Annotated in this window: 13 protein-coding genes; 11 read left to right on the top strand and 2 right to left on the bottom strand. The window is 63.3% G+C overall.

Annotated features, from left to right (window positions below; all coding sequences use genetic code 11):
* The first annotated feature begins 63 nt into the window (after nt 1–63).
* From recG to ftsY, 7 genes are all read left to right on the top strand, one after another.
* Complete coding sequence (gene recG / locus NUH19_RS09085) at nt 64–2103, top strand: ATP-dependent DNA helicase RecG (protein ID WP_262316241.1); 2040 nt, start codon at nt 64–66, stop codon at nt 2101–2103.
* Between the two features lie 71 nt (nt 2104–2174).
* Nucleotides 2175–3179 carry a phosphate acyltransferase PlsX gene (plsX, locus tag NUH19_RS09080; protein WP_262316240.1) on the top strand — a complete coding sequence of 335 codons (1005 nt, stop codon included), beginning with the start codon at nt 2175–2177 and terminating at the stop codon, nt 3177–3179.
* 79 nt (nt 3180–3258) lie between these two features.
* Nucleotides 3259–3504, top strand: a complete 246-nt coding sequence (acpP, locus tag NUH19_RS09075) for an acyl carrier protein (RefSeq protein ID WP_262316239.1) — start codon at nt 3259–3261, stop codon at nt 3502–3504.
* Between the two features lie 721 nt (nt 3505–4225).
* On the top strand, nt 4226–5890 hold the full coding sequence (locus NUH19_RS09070) for an oligopeptide ABC transporter substrate-binding protein (RefSeq protein WP_262316238.1): 1665 nt from the start codon (nt 4226–4228) through the stop codon (nt 5888–5890).
* Nucleotides 5891–6014: 124 nt separating this feature from the next.
* Nucleotides 6015–6719 carry a ribonuclease III gene (rnc, locus tag NUH19_RS09065; protein ID WP_262316237.1) on the top strand — a complete coding sequence of 235 codons (705 nt, stop codon included), beginning with the start codon at nt 6015–6017 and terminating at the stop codon, nt 6717–6719.
* A 4-nt stretch (nt 6720–6723) separates the two neighbouring features.
* Nucleotides 6724–10272: a chromosome segregation protein SMC gene (smc, locus tag NUH19_RS09060; protein WP_262316236.1), complete on the top strand. Its 3549-nt coding sequence runs from the start codon at nt 6724–6726 to the stop codon at nt 10270–10272.
* 10 nt (nt 10273–10282) lie between these two features.
* Complete coding sequence (ftsY, locus tag NUH19_RS09055) at nt 10283–11284, top strand: signal recognition particle-docking protein FtsY (RefSeq protein WP_262316235.1); 1002 nt, start codon at nt 10283–10285, stop codon at nt 11282–11284.
* Nucleotides 11285–11320: 36 nt separating this feature from the next.
* Here the strand turns inward: ftsY and NUH19_RS09050 are convergent, their stop codons facing one another.
* The gene (locus NUH19_RS09050; RefSeq protein ID WP_262316234.1) at nt 11321–11635 is read right to left on the bottom strand and encodes a hypothetical protein; all 315 of its coding nucleotides are present in this window, start codon (nt 11633–11635) and stop codon (nt 11321–11323) included.
* 272 nt (nt 11636–11907) lie between these two features.
* Between NUH19_RS09050 and NUH19_RS09045 the strand changes: the two genes are divergently transcribed.
* Both NUH19_RS09045 and ffh read left to right on the top strand, forming a co-directional pair.
* The gene (locus NUH19_RS09045; RefSeq protein WP_262316233.1) at nt 11908–12249 is read left to right on the top strand and encodes a putative DNA-binding protein; all 342 of its coding nucleotides are present in this window, start codon (nt 11908–11910) and stop codon (nt 12247–12249) included.
* Nucleotides 12250–12261: 12 nt separating this feature from the next.
* Entirely contained in the window at nt 12262–13698 is a 1437-nt protein-coding gene (gene ffh, locus NUH19_RS09040) for a signal recognition particle protein (RefSeq protein WP_262316232.1), read from the top strand.
* A gap of 88 nt (nt 13699–13786) precedes the next feature.
* On the opposite strand, the gene NUH19_RS09035 is transcribed toward ffh, so the two are convergent.
* The gene (locus tag NUH19_RS09035) at nt 13787–14308 is read right to left on the bottom strand and encodes a GNAT family N-acetyltransferase (protein WP_262316231.1); all 522 of its coding nucleotides are present in this window, start codon (nt 14306–14308) and stop codon (nt 13787–13789) included.
* A 105-nt stretch (nt 14309–14413) separates the two neighbouring features.
* Between NUH19_RS09035 and NUH19_RS09030 the strand changes: the two genes are divergently transcribed.
* A complete protein-coding gene (locus NUH19_RS09030) occupies nt 14414–14890 on the top strand; it encodes a hypothetical protein (protein WP_262316230.1) in 477 nt (158 codons plus the stop codon).
* Between the two features lie 345 nt (nt 14891–15235).
* Nucleotides 15236–17026 (top strand): pyruvate oxidase, encoded by a 1791-nt coding sequence (gene spxB / locus NUH19_RS09025; protein WP_262316229.1) that lies wholly within the window; start codon nt 15236–15238, stop codon nt 17024–17026.
* The last annotated feature ends 8 nt before the right edge of the window (nt 17027–17034 follow it).

Here is a 17034-nt window from a genome sequence, read left to right as displayed (position 1 = left end):
GCATAGGGCAGGTCACACTGGTGGCTGGCCCTATTGTTTTTGACTGGCGAGGAGGACGAGCGCTTGGCATTGATGGATCCGTTAACGGTGTTGCCCGGCGTCGGGCCGAAAAAAGCCGAGCAGCTGGCGACGCTTGGCTTGCACACGCTCGGGGAGCTGCTGTTTTATTTTCCGTTCCGCTACGACGACCTGCAGGTCAAGGACCTGGCAGAGGCGGCGGATCAAGAGAAGCTGACCATCAAGGGCGTCGTCGTGGCGCCGCCGGTGGTCAGCCGCTTCGGGCCGCGCAAGAACCGGCTGAACCTGCGACTGCAGGTCGACCGCGCGGTGGTTTTGGTCACGTTCTTCAACCAGCCTTGGCTCAAGGACAAGTTCGAGCAGGGCGAAGAGGCCGCGATTTACGGCAAGTGGGACGCCAAGCGCCACACGATGACCGGCATGAAGGTGCTGGCCACCCAAACCGCGGAGACGCCCGAGCTGGCCGGCATCTACCCGGTGAACAAGCACGTGCGGCAAAGCACGGTGTTGGAGCTGGTCAAGGCCGCCTACACCCGAGAGGCGAAGGCGATGGGGAACGTGGTGCCGGCGGCCATTCGCACCAAGTTTCGCCTGCTCGACGACGCGGCGATTGTCCACGGCATGCACTTCCCGGACTCGGCCCAAGAGGCCAAGGCGGCGCGACGCAGCGCGATTTTTCGCGAGTTCTTCTTGTTTCAGTGCCAGATTCAGGCGCTGCGCCAAGACGACCACGCCGCGGCCAACGGGCTGGCGATTCCCTACGACAACCAGGCCGTGCGGGGGCTGATTCAGACGTTGCCGTTCACCCTGACCGCGGCGCAAAAGCGCGTGGTCAACGAAATCTGCGGCGACCTCCGGGCCCCGCGGCACATGAACCGTCTGTTGCAAGGCGACGTCGGCTCGGGTAAGACCATCGTGGCCGCCATCGTGATGTACGCAACCGTGACCGCCCGCTACCAGGCCGCCTTGATGGTGCCGACCGAAGTGCTGGCCGAGCAGCACTTCGCGAAGCTGACCAAGCTCTTCGCCCCGCTGAACGTCAACGTCGCGCTGTTGACCGGCTCGACCAGCGCGGCCGCCCGGCGGCCGATTCTGGCCGGGCTGCAAAGCGGCGCCGTTGACATCGTGATCGGCACCCACGCGCTGATCCAAAAAGGCGTGGATTACGCCAACCTCGGCTTGGTGGTGATCGACGAGCAGCACCGCTTCGGCGTCAACCAGCGACGGGTGCTGCAGGAAAAGGGCTTGCGGCCCGACCTGCTGGCGATGACCGCGACGCCGATCCCCCGGACGCTGGCGATCACCGCATACGGCGAGATGGATGTGTCAAGCATCGACGAGCTGCCGGCCGGCCGCAAGCCGATTACCACCAGCTGGTTGCGCAAGAACCAGGTGGGGCACGCGCTAGACCGAATGCGCCAGGAGCTCGCCGCTGGCCACCAGGTCTTCGCTATCACGCCGTTAATCGCGGAATCCGAGAAGGTCGACTTGCAAAACGCGGAGCAGCTTTACGAAAAGCTCGGCCAGGCCTTTGCGGGCAAGGCTAACGTCGCGCTGTTGCACGGGCAGATGAAGCCGGACGAGAAGGACGCGATCATGCGGGCCTTCGCCGCCAATGAGGTGCAGGTCCTGGTGTCGACCACCGTGGTCGAGGTCGGCGTCGATGTGCCCAACGCGACGGTGATGGCGATTTTTGACGCCGATCGCTTCGGGCTCGCCCAGCTCCACCAGCTGCGCGGCCGGGTCGGTCGCGGGGCCGCCGCAGCTTACTGCGTCTTGATCGCCGACCCCAAAAACGACGCCGGCGTCGAGCGCATGCAGATCATGACGACGACCACCAACGGCTTTGAGCTGGCGGAAAAAGACCTCGCGCTGCGGGGCTCCGGCGACCTGTTCGGCGACAAGCAAAGCGGGTTGCCGGAGTTTGCGGTGGCCGATCCCGTCGCCGATTTTGCCACGCTCGAGGCCGCCCAGCAGGTGGCCGCCGCGCTGTTTGCGGCCGACCCGACGCTTGATGCGGCGGAGCTTGCGCCGCTTCGCGCCCACCTGGCGCGGCTTCAGCAGGCTACCGGCAGCCTAGATTAGGCGGGGTCTGGCTTGCAAAATCGCCGGCTTTGGCGCAAAGTTAGCCTATCGGAAACAAAGGAGTGATCTGAGTGAAAATTGCCGTAGATGCAATGGGCGGCGACCACGCCCCAGAAGTTGTGATTCAAGGGGTTGAGCAGGCGCGAAACGAGCTGCCCGGCGTCTCCTTCACCCTGTACGGGGATGAGACCAAGATTCGGCCGCTGATTCAAGACGACAGTCGGCTGACCATCGTCCACACCACCGAAAAGGTCGAAAGCACGGACGAGCCGGTGCGGGCGATTCGCCGCAAGAAGCAGGCATCGATGGTGCTGGCCGCCCAGGCGGTGCGCAGCGGCGAGGCCGACGCGGTGATTTCTTTGGGTTCCACCGGGGCGCTTTTGGCCGCCGGGCTGTTCATCGTCGGCCGGATTCCCGGCATCGACCGGCCCGGCCTGATGCCAACGCTGCCGACGGTCGACGGCAAGGGCTTTGTGATGCTTGATGTCGGGGCCAACGCCGAGAACCGCGCGGCCCAGTTGGTGCAGTACGCGGTGATGGGCAACTACTACGCCCGAGACCTCCGCGGCCTGGCCAACCCGCGGGTGGCGCTGTTGAACAACGGCAGCGAGGCCAACAAGGGCGACGACTTGCACCAGGAGACCTACAAGTTGCTTGAGCAGACCCCGGGGCTGAACTTCATCGGCAACGTCGAGGCCGACGCGCTTTTGCAAGGGGCCGCCGACGTGGTGGTCACCGACGGCTTCACCGGCAACGCGACCCTCAAGGCCATCGAAGGCACCGCCAAAACCATTCTGCGCTTGGTCAAACACGCAATCATGGACGGTGGTGTCAGCGGCAAGCTCGGCGGCCTGCTGCTCAAGGGTGGCATCAAAAGCATCGCCAAGACCTTCGACGTCTCAAGCTACGGCGGCGCAGCCTTGCTCGGGCTGAAGGCGCCGGTGGTCAAGGCCCACGGCAACGCGGATGCGGCCACGGTTTACTACACCGTCAAGCAAGTCGCCGCCATGGTCGAGAATCAGACCATCCAAAAGAGCGTGGCGTACTTTGAAAGCCACCGCCAGGACCAGGCCTGAGCAATCGGAAACGGCATAGACAACCCACCCGAAATCGGGTATGCTTGAGTGCGTGTTAAAAACAAGGAGGAGCCGTGTCATGACTGAGCAAGAAGTATTTGATAAGATCGCTGGCCTGATCGAGGATCATTTCCAGACCCCAGCAGATAAGATCACCAACGACTTGAACTTCAAGAAGGACCTGGATGCCGATTCCATCGACACCGTTGAGTTTGTCCTTGAGCTTGAAGATACTTTCGGCGCTGAGATCCCTGATGAGGATGCCGAACACATCGAAACCGTCGGCGATGCCGTCCAGTACGTCTTAAGCCACCAGAAAAAATAAGGGTTACACTCAGCTGCCTCGACTCGCTCGAGGCAGTTTTTGCGTCCGGCGGCGAGCTTAAAATTTGACGGCTGAAATGGCAGGGCTTACACTAGCTTCAGATGATTGTCAACGGGCAGGGAAAACTCCGCGGCCGCGGCGCTTGCAACTCTACTGTCTATGGGGAACGGTCCGGGACATAAGCATTCCCAGTACCCCACTCATGCCATGCCGAACCAGGCAACAACGTCGACGTTTTCGTGCAACGGTCCCCTCCGATTGGGACCGACCACCAGGGTGTGGACCACCATCTTCCTGCCGCACAGTCTGGCGCCTACTCGCTTGCGAGGTAGCTGCGGTGCCGAACTGACAGGGGGCTTGTCCCAAGATACCGCGTAGCGATGCGATGATCGGGGGACGACGGCACAAGAACGCAAGGCATCAACAAGCAGGCCAAGGCCACCGCGGGTTACGCCTCGTGGTGGCTTCGGCGCGGCCGGCGCAGGGGTGCGCCGGTTTTTTTGCGGTCACCGGCCGGTCGCCAGCCGGGGCCGGCTTGCAATCGCGTGGTCGCCTTTGTAAAATGGTGACTACAACATTCGGTTGGCCGGGCAACCGGCAGAAGGGGGTCGCGATGGCAAGGCGTATGGGGTATGGGGTGGCATTGCTGATGTGCGTGGGACTGTTGTTGGGTGGCTGCGGGCATCGGCAGCAGGCCACAAAGCAAGCGTCACCGGCGCCGGTGAAACTGCAAGCGGTCTTCAAGAACCCCCGGCCGGCACTGGCTGGCGGCAAGCTGGCGGTGGCGGTGGTGGCCGACGCCCCGATTCAGGGGGTGTTCAGCGAGGAGCTCTACGACTCGGCCACCGATGAGGACTTCATGAGCCCGGCGGCCGAGCCGCTGTTTGCGACCGATTCGGCCTTCAAAATCACCGCTGGCGGTGCCGCCACCCTCGCCTTGGACAACGCGGCCAAAACCGCGACGGTGACCATCAAGCCGGCGGTTCGCTGGGCGGATGGCCAGCCGGTGACGGCCCGCGACTACGTGTTCGCCTACGAGATGCTGGCCAACCCGGCGGTGACCACGGCGCGGTACACGACGGCGCTTGAAAACATCAACGGCATGGCGGCCTACCACGCCGGCCGCGCCGCATCGATCAGCGGCCTGACGATGCCCGACGGCGCCTCGGGCCGGCGGGTGGTGATTCACTTCAAGCGGATGTTGCCAAGCTTCACCCAGTCGGGCAACGGCTACCTGTGGGAGTCGGCGGCGCCTTACCACTACCTCAAGGACGTCCCCTTCGCGAGGCTGGCGACGAGCCCCAAGATTCGGCTGCACCCGCTGTTTTTCGGGCCGTTTGCGATGCGCCGGGTGACGGTCGGTCAGGCCGTGACCTACGCGCCCAATCCTTATTACTACCGCGGCAAGCCGGGGCTTTCGCGCTTGCGGCTGGAGGTGGTGGCCTCCGCCGCCATCACCGCGGCGCTTCGGGCCAAGCGCTACGACCTGGCGCTTGAGATGCCGACCACCGGCTTTGCCGACTACCGCAAGCTGCCGCATTACGTCAACCTCGGCCGCGAGGACCTGGCCTACAGCTACATCGGCTTTAAGGTCGGCCACTGGGACGCCGCGCGTGGCCGCAACGTGATGGACCCGGTGGCCACGATGAGTGACGCCGCGCTGCGCCGTGCGCTGGCCTACGCCATGGACAATCAAGGGCTCAACGCCTTGTACTACGGCGGCCTGGCAACGACGGCGACGACGCTGATTCCGCCGATTTTCGGCCCGTTTCACGCCGACCTGGCCGGCTTCCACCAAGACGTCAAGAAGGCCAACCGGCTGCTGGACGCCGCCGGCTACAAGCGCGGCAAAGACGGCTACCGCTGCCGCCCCAACGGCCAGGCGCTGACCCTGCATTACGCGGCCATCGCCAAAGACGCCGCCTCGGAGGCCGTGGCCCGGGCACGAATCCGCCAGTGGCGCCGCGTCGGGCTGCGGGTGCGGCTGACGGCCGGGCGGCTGCTCGAGGCCAACAACTTCTACGACAAGCTGCACTCGGATTCCAAGGACATCGACGTCTTTGAGGCCACCTGGGGCGTGTCGTCCGAGCCGTCACCGGCCGATCTCTACGGGGTCAAGGCGCGATACAACCTGACGCGCTTTGTCACCGCCGCAAACACCCGGCTTTTGGCGGCCATCGACGCGCCTGCCGCCTTGAATCACGCCGAGCGCGTCAAGGCCTTTGCCGCCTGGCAGGCCTACATGCTCAAGGCCGCCTACGTGGTGCCGACGCAGTACCGCACCGCGGTGGTGCCGGTCAACACGCGGGTGAAGGGCCTATCGATCGCTTATGGCCAGGCCGGTTTTCAGTGGCAAAATCTCGGCGTCACCAGGCGCCAGCGTTAATTTTTTGACCTCACCGCGGTGGGGTCCTTTTTGGCTGCAGGCCCGTTGCCTGTGGCAATCGCGGCGGTTGACTTGTATAATGGATAGGAATAATGCACAAACTGTGCATAGAGGGGGCTACATTATGGTTGCATCGGAGTTTGTGAGTGAGCTGAGGCAGCGTTACGGCATCGAGTTTCACGACCTGGCGCTGCTCGACGAGGCCTTCACCCACTCCTCGTACGTCAACGAGCACAAGGAATTGGGGCTCAAGGACAATGAGCGCCTCGAGTTTTTGGGCGATGCGGTGCTTGAAATCACCGTGTCGGACTACCTGTACCGTCACTTTCCTGACCTGCCAGAAGGCAAGCTGACCCGCATGCGGGCCGCCATTGTGCAGACGAAGAGCTTCTCGGCGTTCGCCAAGGAGGCCCACTTCGATCAGTACATCAAATTGGGCAAAGGCGAGGAAAATGCCGGTGCCCGGCAGCGCAAGACGCTGCTGGAGGACCTGTTTGAGGCGTTCAACGGGGCGCTATACCTCGATCAAGGCAGAAAGGCCAACGTGCTGTTTGCCGAGCAGGTGATCTTCCCCAAAATCGCCGCCGGCCAGTTCGCCGCGAACATGGATCACAAAACCGCGCTGCAGGAGTTCGTCCAGCAAAACGGCGAGGTCGTGATCGCCTACCAGCTGCAAAGTGAGGCCGGGCCGGCGCATGACCGCCAGTTTCTGGTTGATGTCACCGTCGACGGCAAGGTCTTGGGGTCGGGCACCGGCAAGAACAAGAAGGCTGCGGAGCAGGCGGCGGCCAACGACGCGTTGACCAAGCTGCAGCAGCCGAGTGAGTGAGCGCATGCAATTAACACATCTGACGATCAGCGGCTTCAAGTCCTTCGCGGACAAAACCGAGATCGCATTCGTGCCGGGGTTGACCGGCATTGTCGGGCCCAACGGCAGCGGCAAAAGCAACATCACCGAGGCGATTCGCTGGGCTTTGGGCGAGCAAAGCGCCAAGAGCCTGCGCGGCGAGAAGATGGGCGACGTGATTTTCGCCGGCACCGCGCAACGCGCCGCCTTGAACCGCGCGGAGGTGATCATGACCTTCGACAACGCGGATGGGTACTTGAAGGATCAGCCGGCGACGGTCACCGTGTGTCGCCGGCTTTATCGTGACGGCGAGTCCGACTTTTTGATCAATAACCGCAACGTCCGGCTCAAGGACATCGTCGATCTGTTCATGGACTCGGGGCTGGGCAAGGAGTCCTTCTCCTTCATCTCCCAGGGGCGCGTTGAGGCGATTTTCAACTCCAAGCCCAAGGACCGCCGGGGGATTATCGAAGAGGCCGCCGGGGTCTTGAAGTACAAGCAGCAAAAGGAAAAGGCCGAGCAAAAGCTACAGGAAACCGACGACAACCTGGACCGCGCCAACGACATCGTGACCGAGCTTTCCCGCCAGGTGACGCCCTTGGCCGAGCAGGCCTCGCTGGCGCGGGACTTCGAGCGGCAAAACGCCGACTACCAGGCGGTTCACAAGAGCATCCTGGCGCTTGAAATCCAGCAGATGGCGGCCGAGCAGACCCAAGTTCAGGCCCAAAGCCTGGTCACCAAGCAGACGCTGAACGCCTTGGCGGATCAGCTCACGCACTTGGAGGCCAAGTCCGAGACGCTGACCCAAGGCGACACCGATTTTGAGGCGCAGGTGACGGCGGTCAACGATCAGCTGCTCAGCCAGTCGATGCGGCTGGAGAACCTGAACGGCGAGGTCAAGTTGTCCGCCGAACGCGCAAGTAACGCCCAGGCGACCTTGGCGGAGCTCAAGCAGCAGCTGGCGGCGGCCCAAGCGCGGGCAACCGCGGCGCAAGCGCAAGAAAGCGAGCTGACGGCCACGCAGCAGACCCAGGCCGCAGAACACCAGCGGCTGCAGGCGCAAGCGGCGGCCCAGGCGGAATCGGCCGCCTCGCCGGAGGCCCTGAACGCCGAGCTTGAGGCGGCCCAAGCCCGCTACATCGAGTTGCTGCAGCAGCAGGCGACGGTCAAAAACCAGCTGAGCGGCGCCGAAAAAGACGCGCAGCTGGCGGCCTCACAAAGCCTCGCGGAGACGCAACGGCGTCAGGCGCTGGCCGCGCAGGTTCAAGCGCAGCAAGCCGTGGTTGACGACCTGAGGGCTAAGCACGCCGCCGCCCAGGCCGCGGTCCAGGCGGCCAAGGCCCAAGCGACCCAGGCCGAACAGGCGCAAGCGACGGCCCAGGCCGCCTATGCCGATGCAAGCGAGCGGCTGACTTCGGCCACGAGCATCTACCAACGCGCCAACGCGCGTTACGAGACGCTTCAGGAGCTGCGCGACGATTACGCCGGGTTTTACGCCGGGGTGCGTGCGGTGCTGAAGCAAAAGGCCGACCTGCCCGGCGTGATCGGGGCGGTGGCCGAGCTGCTGGCCGTGCCGAGCCAGTACCAGCAGGCATTAGACGTTGCGCTGGGCGGTAGCCTGCAGGCGGTGGTGACCACCACCGAGCAGGCGGCCAAGCAGGGCATCACCTACCTGAAGCGAACCAAGAGCGGGCGGGCGACCTTTCTGCCGACCGCCGTGGTGCGACCGCGGTTGCTGCCGGCCAACGTGCTGGCGCAGCTGCGCGACCAGCCGGGCTTTGTCGGCATCGGGGTCGACTTGGTGCGGTTTCGCGAGGAAGTGCGCCCGGCCATGGCCAACCTGCTGGGCAGCCTGATTGTCGCACAGACTTTGGACGACGGCATTCGCCTGGCGAACCTGACCGGTCACCGCTACCGCATCGTCAGCCTAGACGGCGACATTCTGGCGCCGGGCGGGGCCCTGACCGGTGGCCAGACCAAAAAAACCGGCGCCTCGCCGCTAGCCCGTACCCAAGAGGTGACCGAGCTGCACGCCAGGCTGCGGGACATGACCGCGGCGCTTGCCAAGCAGCGCGAGCTCGTGGCCACGAAGAAGGCGGCGCTGACCGCGGCGGAAGCCGCCCTGGCGCCTGCCCGCGCGGCGGCCGAAGCGGCCCAGACGCACCTGGCCGAGCAGGCCGCCCAAAAGCAGTTGCAAGAAAGCGCCTTGGCGCAGCTCAAGCGCCAGGCCGCAGCGGCCGGCTTGCAGGCGGCGGCCGGCACGGACTTTGAGGCGGCGATTGCGGCGCTTCAACAGCAGGCGAAAAAGGTCGCTGCGGCGCTTGAGCAGGCCAACCAGGCCGTGGCCGACCTGAAGGCGCAACTGGGTGCGGCCACCGCCGCGGCCAGCCAGACGCAGGCGACCCAAAGCCAGCTGGCGACCAAGCTCGCGGTGCTAAAGCAGGCGCAAGCGACCACCAAGGCCGCGCTGGCCCAGGCCAACCAGGCGCGGCGCGAGGCGACGGCGCAGCACAAGCAGCTGGCCGCCCGCATCGAAGCCATCACCAAGGCGGCCGCGACCGGCCAAGACGCCGCCGGCAACGCCGCGACGATTGCGGCGCTTGAGCGCAAGCTGGCCGAGCTGCACCACACCCACGACCAGCTGGTCAAGGACAAGGCGGCCAACCGCGACGCCTTGAGCCGCGTGTCTGCGGCAATCACCACCGCCTACACCAAGCAAAAGGCGGCGATGGCCGAATCCGAACAGCAAGGCATCAGCCTCAACCGGCTGAAGATTCACCTGAACGACCACCTCGCCACGCTGGCCGACACCTACCAGCTGACGTTCGAGGCGGCGCTTGCCAAGACGACGGCGCAAGCCGCCGACCTGCCGGTGCTCAAGAGCCGGCTGAAGCTGCTGCGCCGCGGCCTGGACGAACTGGGGCCGATCAACCCCAACGCGATTGCCGAGTACGACAACGTCAAGGAACGCTATGATTTTCTCACCAAGCAGCAAACCGACCTGCTGGAGGCCAAGGACATGCTGCTCAAAACGATGGGCGAGCTCGATGCGGAGGTCGCCACGCGCTTTGAGGACATGTTCAACAAGACCAACGCCGCCTTCACCGAGATTTTCCCGCGGATGTTCGGCGGCGGCACCGCGCATCTGGCCCTGACCGAGCCGGATGACCTGTTGAACACCGGCATCGAGATTTCGGCCCAGCCGCCTGGCAAAAAGCTGCAGCGCCTGTCGCTTCTGTCCGGCGGTGAGCGGGCCTTGACCGCGATCGTCCTGCTCTTTGCCATTTTGCAGGTGCGGCCGGTGCCGTTCTCCATTCTCGACGAGGTGGAGGCGAGCCTCGACGAGGTCAACGTCAACCGCTTCGGCGAGTTCTTGAAGCACTACAGCTCGGATACGCAGTTCATCGTCATCACGCACCGTCGCGGCACGATGCTGGCCGCCAACATGCTGTACGGGGTGACGATGCAAGAGTCCGGGGTGTCCAGTATGGTGGCCGTGTCCTTGGATCAGCTGGCCACCGACAGTTCGCACTAAGGAGGAAGCAATGGGATTATTCGATCGAATCAAGAAGGCCTTTGGCGGCGGCGAGCCGGAAACCAAGGCCGTCGAGAAGTACGACACCGGGCTTGAAAAGAGCCGCGACACGTTTTCGGCCAAGCTCAACGCCTTTTTCGCCGGTTTTCGCACCGTCGACGAGGACTTTTTCGACGACCTGGAGGAAATGCTGATCGGCGCCGATGTCGGCTACGAAATCGCGGTGCAGCTGACAGACGAGCTGCGCGACTCGGTCAAGCTGCAAAACGCCAAGCGGCCGGAGGAGGTCTCGCAGGTGGTGGTCCAAAAGCTGGTCGACCTGTACGGCGAGGCCGGAGAAGCCGAGGACAACGCGCTGCACTACGCGGCGACTGGCCCGACCGTCTTCTTGTTCGTCGGCGTCAACGGCGCCGGCAAAACCACGACCATCGGCAAGTTGGCGCATCAGCTGGAGCAAAGCGGCAAGTCCGTACTGCTGGCGGCCGGTGACACCTTCCGCGCCGGCGCCATCGCCCAGCTTGAGGCGTGGGGCCGCCGCGACAACGTGCCGGTGGTGACCTCCGAGCCCGGCGGCGACCCCGCCGCGGTGGTGTACGACGCGGTGCGTCGCGCCAAGGCCGAGGACGTCGACGTGCTGCTGGTCGACACCGCCGGCCGCCTGCAAAACAAGGTCAACTTGATGAACGAGCTGGACAAGATTCGCCGCGTGATCGTGCGGGAGCTGCCCGACGCACCGCAGGAGGTCCTGCTGGTGTTGGACAGCACCACGGGCCAAAACGCGCTGAGTCAGGCCAAGGAGTTCAACCAGACCACCAAGGTGTCCGGCATCGTCTTGACCAAGCTGGACGGCTCCGGCAAGGGCGGCATTGTGCTGGCGATTCGCAACGCCTTGCACGTGCCGGTCAAGCTGGTGGGCTTGGGCGAGGGGATGGACGACCTGCAGCCGTTTGATCCCAACAAGTTCGTTTACGGGCTGTTCAAGGGGCTGATTCAGGCGCCAGACGCCGAATGAGGGCAAACAAAAAGGGCCAAGCTGGCCCTTTTTAGTTTACGCCGCGGCGGACTTCTTCTCGCGGCCCAAGAGGAGCTGCAGGAGAATCAAGACGACGTAGCCGATAATGATGAAGAACAAAAGCGGCCCGTTCGTGACGGAATCCACGAACCAGTACTTCTGCCAGGCCGTGTTGGACATCACGATGTCGAACACCACCGTGAAGATCAGGGTCAAGGCGTTCAGGATTGCGAAGAACCACAGGTTGCCGAACTCGCGGTTGTGAACGTAGATGGCGCTGAACACGATGTTCCAGGCACCCCAACCCAACAATGCGCAGACGACGGCCCAGTAGATAATCGTTGCTACCATAGAAAGTCCCTCCATTTCATTGCCTCTTCATTCTAGCACGTTTGAAAGCGCAACACATCTCTTTTGTGAACGGTTGCGCGAACTCCCGGTCAGGCGGCACCGGCCGACTGCCGCGACCCAAAGCGCGGTTGCCACCACGCGCCAAGGGCAGTGGGCCGGTGGGGGCGCTGCAGCCGAGGCGGCGAAGGCTTTGTTGGATGCGCCCCTGGGCCGATTGACGCCGGCCGTTCGAATCGGTATCCTAATGTAAGACAAGCCAAAGGAATGACGACATGCAAATTGATAAGAATAACCGCATGAATTCGCTTTTTGAGTTCTACGGGGCGCTTTTGACCGACAAGCAGCACAGCTACCTCGAGCTTTACTACGGCGATGACTATTCGCTGGGCGAAATCGCCACCGAGTTCGACGTCTCGCGCCAGGCGGTGTACGATAACATTCGCCGCACCGAGGCCAGCCTCGAGGAGTACGAGGCCAAGCTGCACCTGCTGGCGAATTACCAGGCCCAAAACCAGGCGGTCGACGCCTTGGTGTTGTACGTTCACCAGCATTACGCAGAAGACGCCAAGCTGAGCACATTGTTGACGCGCGTTGCCGATCAGGCGGCGCGGTAGAAAGGACACGTTATGGCATTTGAAGGATTATCCGAGCGACTGCAAAAGGCCTTCGCCGGTCTGCGCCGCAAGGGCAAGGTCACCGAGGCGGATGTGCAAAGCACGATGCGCGAGATTCGCCTCGCGCTACTGGAGGCCGACGTCAACTTCGGCGTGGTGAAGGACTTCATCAAGTCGGTGCGGGAGCAGGCGCTGGGCGCTTCGGTGCTGGAAAGCCTGACCCCGGGCCAGCAGATCATCAAAATCGTCAACGACGAGCTGGTCAAGACGATGGGCGAGGCGGCGGTGCCTTTGAACAAGTCCCCGCATATTCCGACCGTCATCATGATGGTTGGCCTGCAAGGGGCCGGGAAAACCACCACGGTCGGCAAGCTGGCCAAATACCTGATCGAAGGCGAAAAGGCGCGGCCGCTTCTGATCGCCGCCGACGTCTACCGCCCGGCCGCGATCGAGCAGCTGCAGGTGGTCGGCCAATCCGTCGGGGTCCCGGTGTTTGAAATGGGGACCGCCGTCGATCCGCGCGAAATCGTGCGGCAGGGGATGGCCCAGGCCGCGCTGCAAAAAAACGACTACGTGCTGATCGATACCGCCGGCCGCCTGCAGATCGACGAGAAGCTGATGACCGAGCTGGCCGACATCAAGGACCTCGCCCATCCGGATGAGATCCTGCTGGTGGTCGATGCGATGACCGGGCAGGCCGCCACCGAGGTCGCCGAGGGCTTCAACGCCCGGCTGGACCTCACCGGCGTCGTCTTGACCAAGCTGGACGGCGACACCCGCGGTGGGGCGGCGCTGTCGATTCGCGCGGTCACCGGCAAGCCGATCAAGTTCGTCGGCCAGGGCGAAAAGATGGACGCGCTGGACGTCTTTTACCCGGACCGCATGGCCAACCGGATCCTCGGCATGGGCGACATGCTCACGCTGATCGACAAGGCGCAAAAGACCTACGACGAGAAGCAGGCGCTTGAAGTCGCCGAGAAAATCAAGGAGAACAGCTTCGACTTCAATGATTTTCTCGACCAGATGGATCAGGTCTCCAACATGGGCTCCTTCGACGAAATCATGAAGATGATTCCAGGCCTGGCCAACAACCCGGCCATGAAGAACTTCCACGTCGACCCCAAGGACATCGCCCACCAAAAGGCGATTGTCTACTCGATGACCGCGGCGGAGCGCGAGAACCCGGACCTCCTGAACCCGAGCCGGCGGCGGCGCATCGCCGCTGGCTCCGGGCGCCCGATCGTCGAGGTCAACCGCATGATCAAGCAGTTCAACCAGTCCAAGCAGATGATGAGCCAGATGTACAAGGGCAACTTCAACGGCATGGAAGGCCTGATGGGCGGCGGGATTCAGGGTCGCCTGGGCAAGATGGCGATGAACAACATGATCCGCAAGCAAAAAAAGAACAAGAAAAAGCGCCTCAAAAACGTGAAGCGCTTCAAGTCTTAGTCAGTTAACAACGCCGTCGCGACCTGGTCGCGGCGGCGTTGTTTTGGTCATTGGCCGTGTGGTCGACACCCAGTTGGTGGTCCCGCGACTATGACAAGCGGTCCGGCCGCAGCCGCCGGTACTGCACCATTTCGGTCGGCTGGTCGAGTTGATTGGGTTCCGTCAACTGCCCGATCAGCGCGAAGCCCAGCCGCTCGAGCAGCCGCCGCGACGGCCGGTTGGCGGCCCCGGTGTAGCAGTCGAGGTTTACAAGCGTTGGCTCTTGGTGCCACAGCTGGGCAACGACCGCGGTCACCGCGGCCGTCATCAGGCCCCGACCCTGAAAGGCCGGCAGCAGTCCGTAGGCGAGCTCGCAGGTGGTGCGAGCCGGGTCGAAGCCCCAGGCGCCGATCAGGCCGACCGGGGCTTCGGCCACCGTGATCAACCAGGTGCGACTGGTGCCTGCCGCCTGGCCGGCCAGAAGCTTAGCGAGAAAGGCCGTGGCCGCCTGCCGCGTTGCGGCCACCGGTCGCCCCTCGGCCGCGGCCAGCCTTGCGTCGCTGCGGTAGCGCCAAAAAAAGTCCGTGTCTGCGGCCGTGGGCAGCCGCAGCGTGATGCCTGCTGCGTTCATGTGATTGCTCCTTTGATTCGGTTGGTCTCAGTATACCACCCGATGCGAGCAGATTGCTCGCCAGGGCAGGGGGCAAGCGCGTAGTCTGAGGGTGGAGGTGGGGACATGACTGAATTTGATCACGACTACTGGCGACTGCGTGAGAAAACGCGAACGCGCCTGGTTCGCCCCGGGGTGCCTTGGGCCTACCCGCTGCCGGCAGGGGCGGTGTTTCGCCTGCTCGACCAGGAGGCGCCGGCCGGCACCCTCTTGATTGCGGCCAAGGGGTGGCGGCCGCGGCTTCGGCTCGCCGAGCTCGACTTTTTGCAGCAGGCCGAGCCGGTGTCGGCCCAGGAATTTGCCGCCGCCCCGGCGCGGTATCACCGCTACTGGGAGCAGCTTGCGCCAGTCCACACCGGCGGTCACGCCAAGCTGCACCCAGGCGACCTGCTGGAGGTGTTGGGGCAGGCCCCGGACGCAAGCGGCGGGGTGATGGTGCAGCAAAACGGGCGGCGCCGGCTGCGGCTGTCGGCTCAGGCGCTGGCCGCCGCCGCGCGACCGCTGAGTGCGGCGCAGTGGGAGCGGCGCCGCCGGGGGCGTTGACCGCGGTCCTGCCCAAAGCGCGAAACGGTGCCGGCCGCCGTGGCGCGACTGACCCGCAACCGCCTTCAAGGCGGCTGTTTGGCGTCACGCCGCCGTGAGCAGATTTCTTGCCAGCGGTCGGGTGCAAGGGGACAATGGAGGCGGGTCAGCACGGTGGCTTGCGGCGGTGACTAATACAGTTTTGTCAGTTTGGGGAAACAATCAGGATAGATGTGGATATGGCCAAATCCATGAAGGGAGGCTAAACTAATCCTTGTAAAGCGGTTCCATGTCAGATTCGGTTCCGTTATCAGCAACTGTCCGCAATCAGATTTCATTCTTGATGAAACACATAGGAGGCTCATTATGGCACAAACAATCAGCGGCTCCGACGCCGTCCTCAAGGTCATCGAATCCTGGGGCGTCAATCACATTTACGGTTACCCGGGTGGCTCGTTCGACTCCACGATGAACGCGCTGCACAACCAGCAAGACAAAATCAAGTTCATTCAGGTTCGCCACGAGGAGGCCGGTGCCTTGGCCGCGGCCGCGGAAGCGAAGCTCACCGGCCAGATCGGCGTCTGCTTCGGCTCCGCCGGTCCCGGTGCGGTTCACCTGCTCAACGGGCTGTACGATGCCAAAATCGACCGGGTGCCGGTCTTGGCGATTGTGGCCCAGGTGCCTTCCAAGAACATGAACATCGACTTCTTCCAGGCGATGAACGAAGAGCCAATCTTCAACGACGTCGCGGTGTGGAACCGCACCGTCATGACGGCCCAAAGCCTGCCGAAGGTGATCGATGAGGCTATTCAGGAAGCCTACGAGAAGAAGGGGCCGGCCGTGGTCACGATTCCCAAGGACTTCGGCTGGGCTCAGATCAAAGACAACTATGTCTCAAACGCCAACACCCAGATTACGCCTTACGCGATTCAGCCGGATCCGGTTCGCATCGACGAAGCCGTCGCTTTGATCAAGCAGGCCAAGGGCCCGATCATCTACTTCGGCCTGGGTGCCAAGCACGCCCGCAAGCAGCTGATCAAGGTCTCCGAGAAGTACAAGATGCCTTTGATCTCCTCGGTTTTGGCCAAGGGCATTTTGGATGAAGACTATCCAGCCTACCTCGGCTCCACCGGCCGCGTCGCGCCCAAGCCCGGCGTTGAGGCCGCGCTGGCCGCGGACCTGATTCTGTGGGTCGGCAATGACGTACCATTCGCCAGCATGCTGTTCAACCCGAACGCCAAGGTCATCCAGATCGACATCGAAAGCACCAAGCTGGGCAAGCGCCGCCACAACGACGTCGCCATCCTGGCCGACGCCAAGGAAGCGCTGAAGGCGATCTACAAGGCCGGCACCGAGTCCAAGGCGACACCGCTTTACGAAGCCTGCATCGCCAACAAGAAGAACTGGGTTGACTGGCAGGACAGCTTCAAGGATTCCAGCGAATCCCCGGTTCGCCCGGAGCCAATCTTTGATGTGCTGAACAAGACCGCGTCCGACAAGGCGGTCTGGGCCATCGATGTCGGCAACGTCAACATCAACTTCGAGCGGCTTTTGGACATCAAGCACACGATGAAGTGGACCACCTCCGGGAAGTATGCGACCATGGGTTACGGGTTGCCGGCCGCCATCGCGGCCAAGGTGGCCTACCCGGACCGCGACGTTTACTCCCTGTCCGGTGACGGCGGCTTCGCGATGCTTTGCGAGGAGATTTTGACCCAGGTCAAGTACGGGCTGCACGTCGTCAACGTCGTCTTCTCCAACGCCACGCTTGGTTTCATCGAAGCCGAGCAGCGCGACGACTCGCACCAGCCGCTGTCCGGGGTCGACATTCCGGATACCGACTGGGCCACCATCGGTAAGGGGATGGGCGCCAAGGCCTACACCGTCCACGACAAAGCCGAGTTCCAGGCGGCAATCGACGATGCCAAGAACACGGATCTGCCGGTGGTCATCGACGTCAAGCTGACGCACAAGATGCCGTTCACCACGCAGCACATGTTCCTCGATCCGGCCTACCAGGACCAAAAGCAGATCGATGAGTTCGTGCAAAAGTACGACGCCCAGGCACTCCGGCCGTTCCGCGCCTTCCTCAAGGACGCCAAGGACGCGCAACTCGCGCAAGACGTTGCCAAGAAAAGCGGCAAGAAGAACAAATAGTCAGGAGG

The sequence above is a fragment of the Lacticaseibacillus parakribbianus genome, assembly GCF_025490915.1.
GTDB lineage: Bacteria > Bacillota > Bacilli > Lactobacillales > Lactobacillaceae > Lacticaseibacillus > Lacticaseibacillus parakribbianus.
Note: the sequence above shows the minus strand (reverse complement) of the source record. Positions and strands in the feature narration are given on the sequence as shown.

Coding starts and splice junctions, on each gene's coding strand:
- acpP (WP_262316239.1), top strand. CDS start 3,259: ATGACTGAGCAAGAAGTATTTGATAAGATCGCTGGCCTGATCGAGGAT.
- rnc (WP_262316237.1), top strand. CDS start 6,015: ATGGTTGCATCGGAGTTTGTGAGTGAGCTGAGGCAGCGTTACGGCATC.
- smc (WP_262316236.1), top strand. CDS start 6,724: ATGCAATTAACACATCTGACGATCAGCGGCTTCAAGTCCTTCGCGGAC.
- ftsY (WP_262316235.1), top strand. CDS start 10,283: ATGGGATTATTCGATCGAATCAAGAAGGCCTTTGGCGGCGGCGAGCCG.
- NUH19_RS09050 (WP_262316234.1), bottom strand. CDS start 11,635: ATGGTAGCAACGATTATCTACTGGGCCGTCGTCTGCGCATTGTTGGGT.
- NUH19_RS09045 (WP_262316233.1), top strand. CDS start 11,908: ATGCAAATTGATAAGAATAACCGCATGAATTCGCTTTTTGAGTTCTAC.
- ffh (WP_262316232.1), top strand. CDS start 12,262: ATGGCATTTGAAGGATTATCCGAGCGACTGCAAAAGGCCTTCGCCGGT.
- NUH19_RS09035 (WP_262316231.1), bottom strand. CDS start 14,308: ATGAACGCAGCAGGCATCACGCTGCGGCTGCCCACGGCCGCAGACACG.
- NUH19_RS09030 (WP_262316230.1), top strand. CDS start 14,414: ATGACTGAATTTGATCACGACTACTGGCGACTGCGTGAGAAAACGCGA.
- spxB (WP_262316229.1), top strand. CDS start 15,236: ATGGCACAAACAATCAGCGGCTCCGACGCCGTCCTCAAGGTCATCGAA.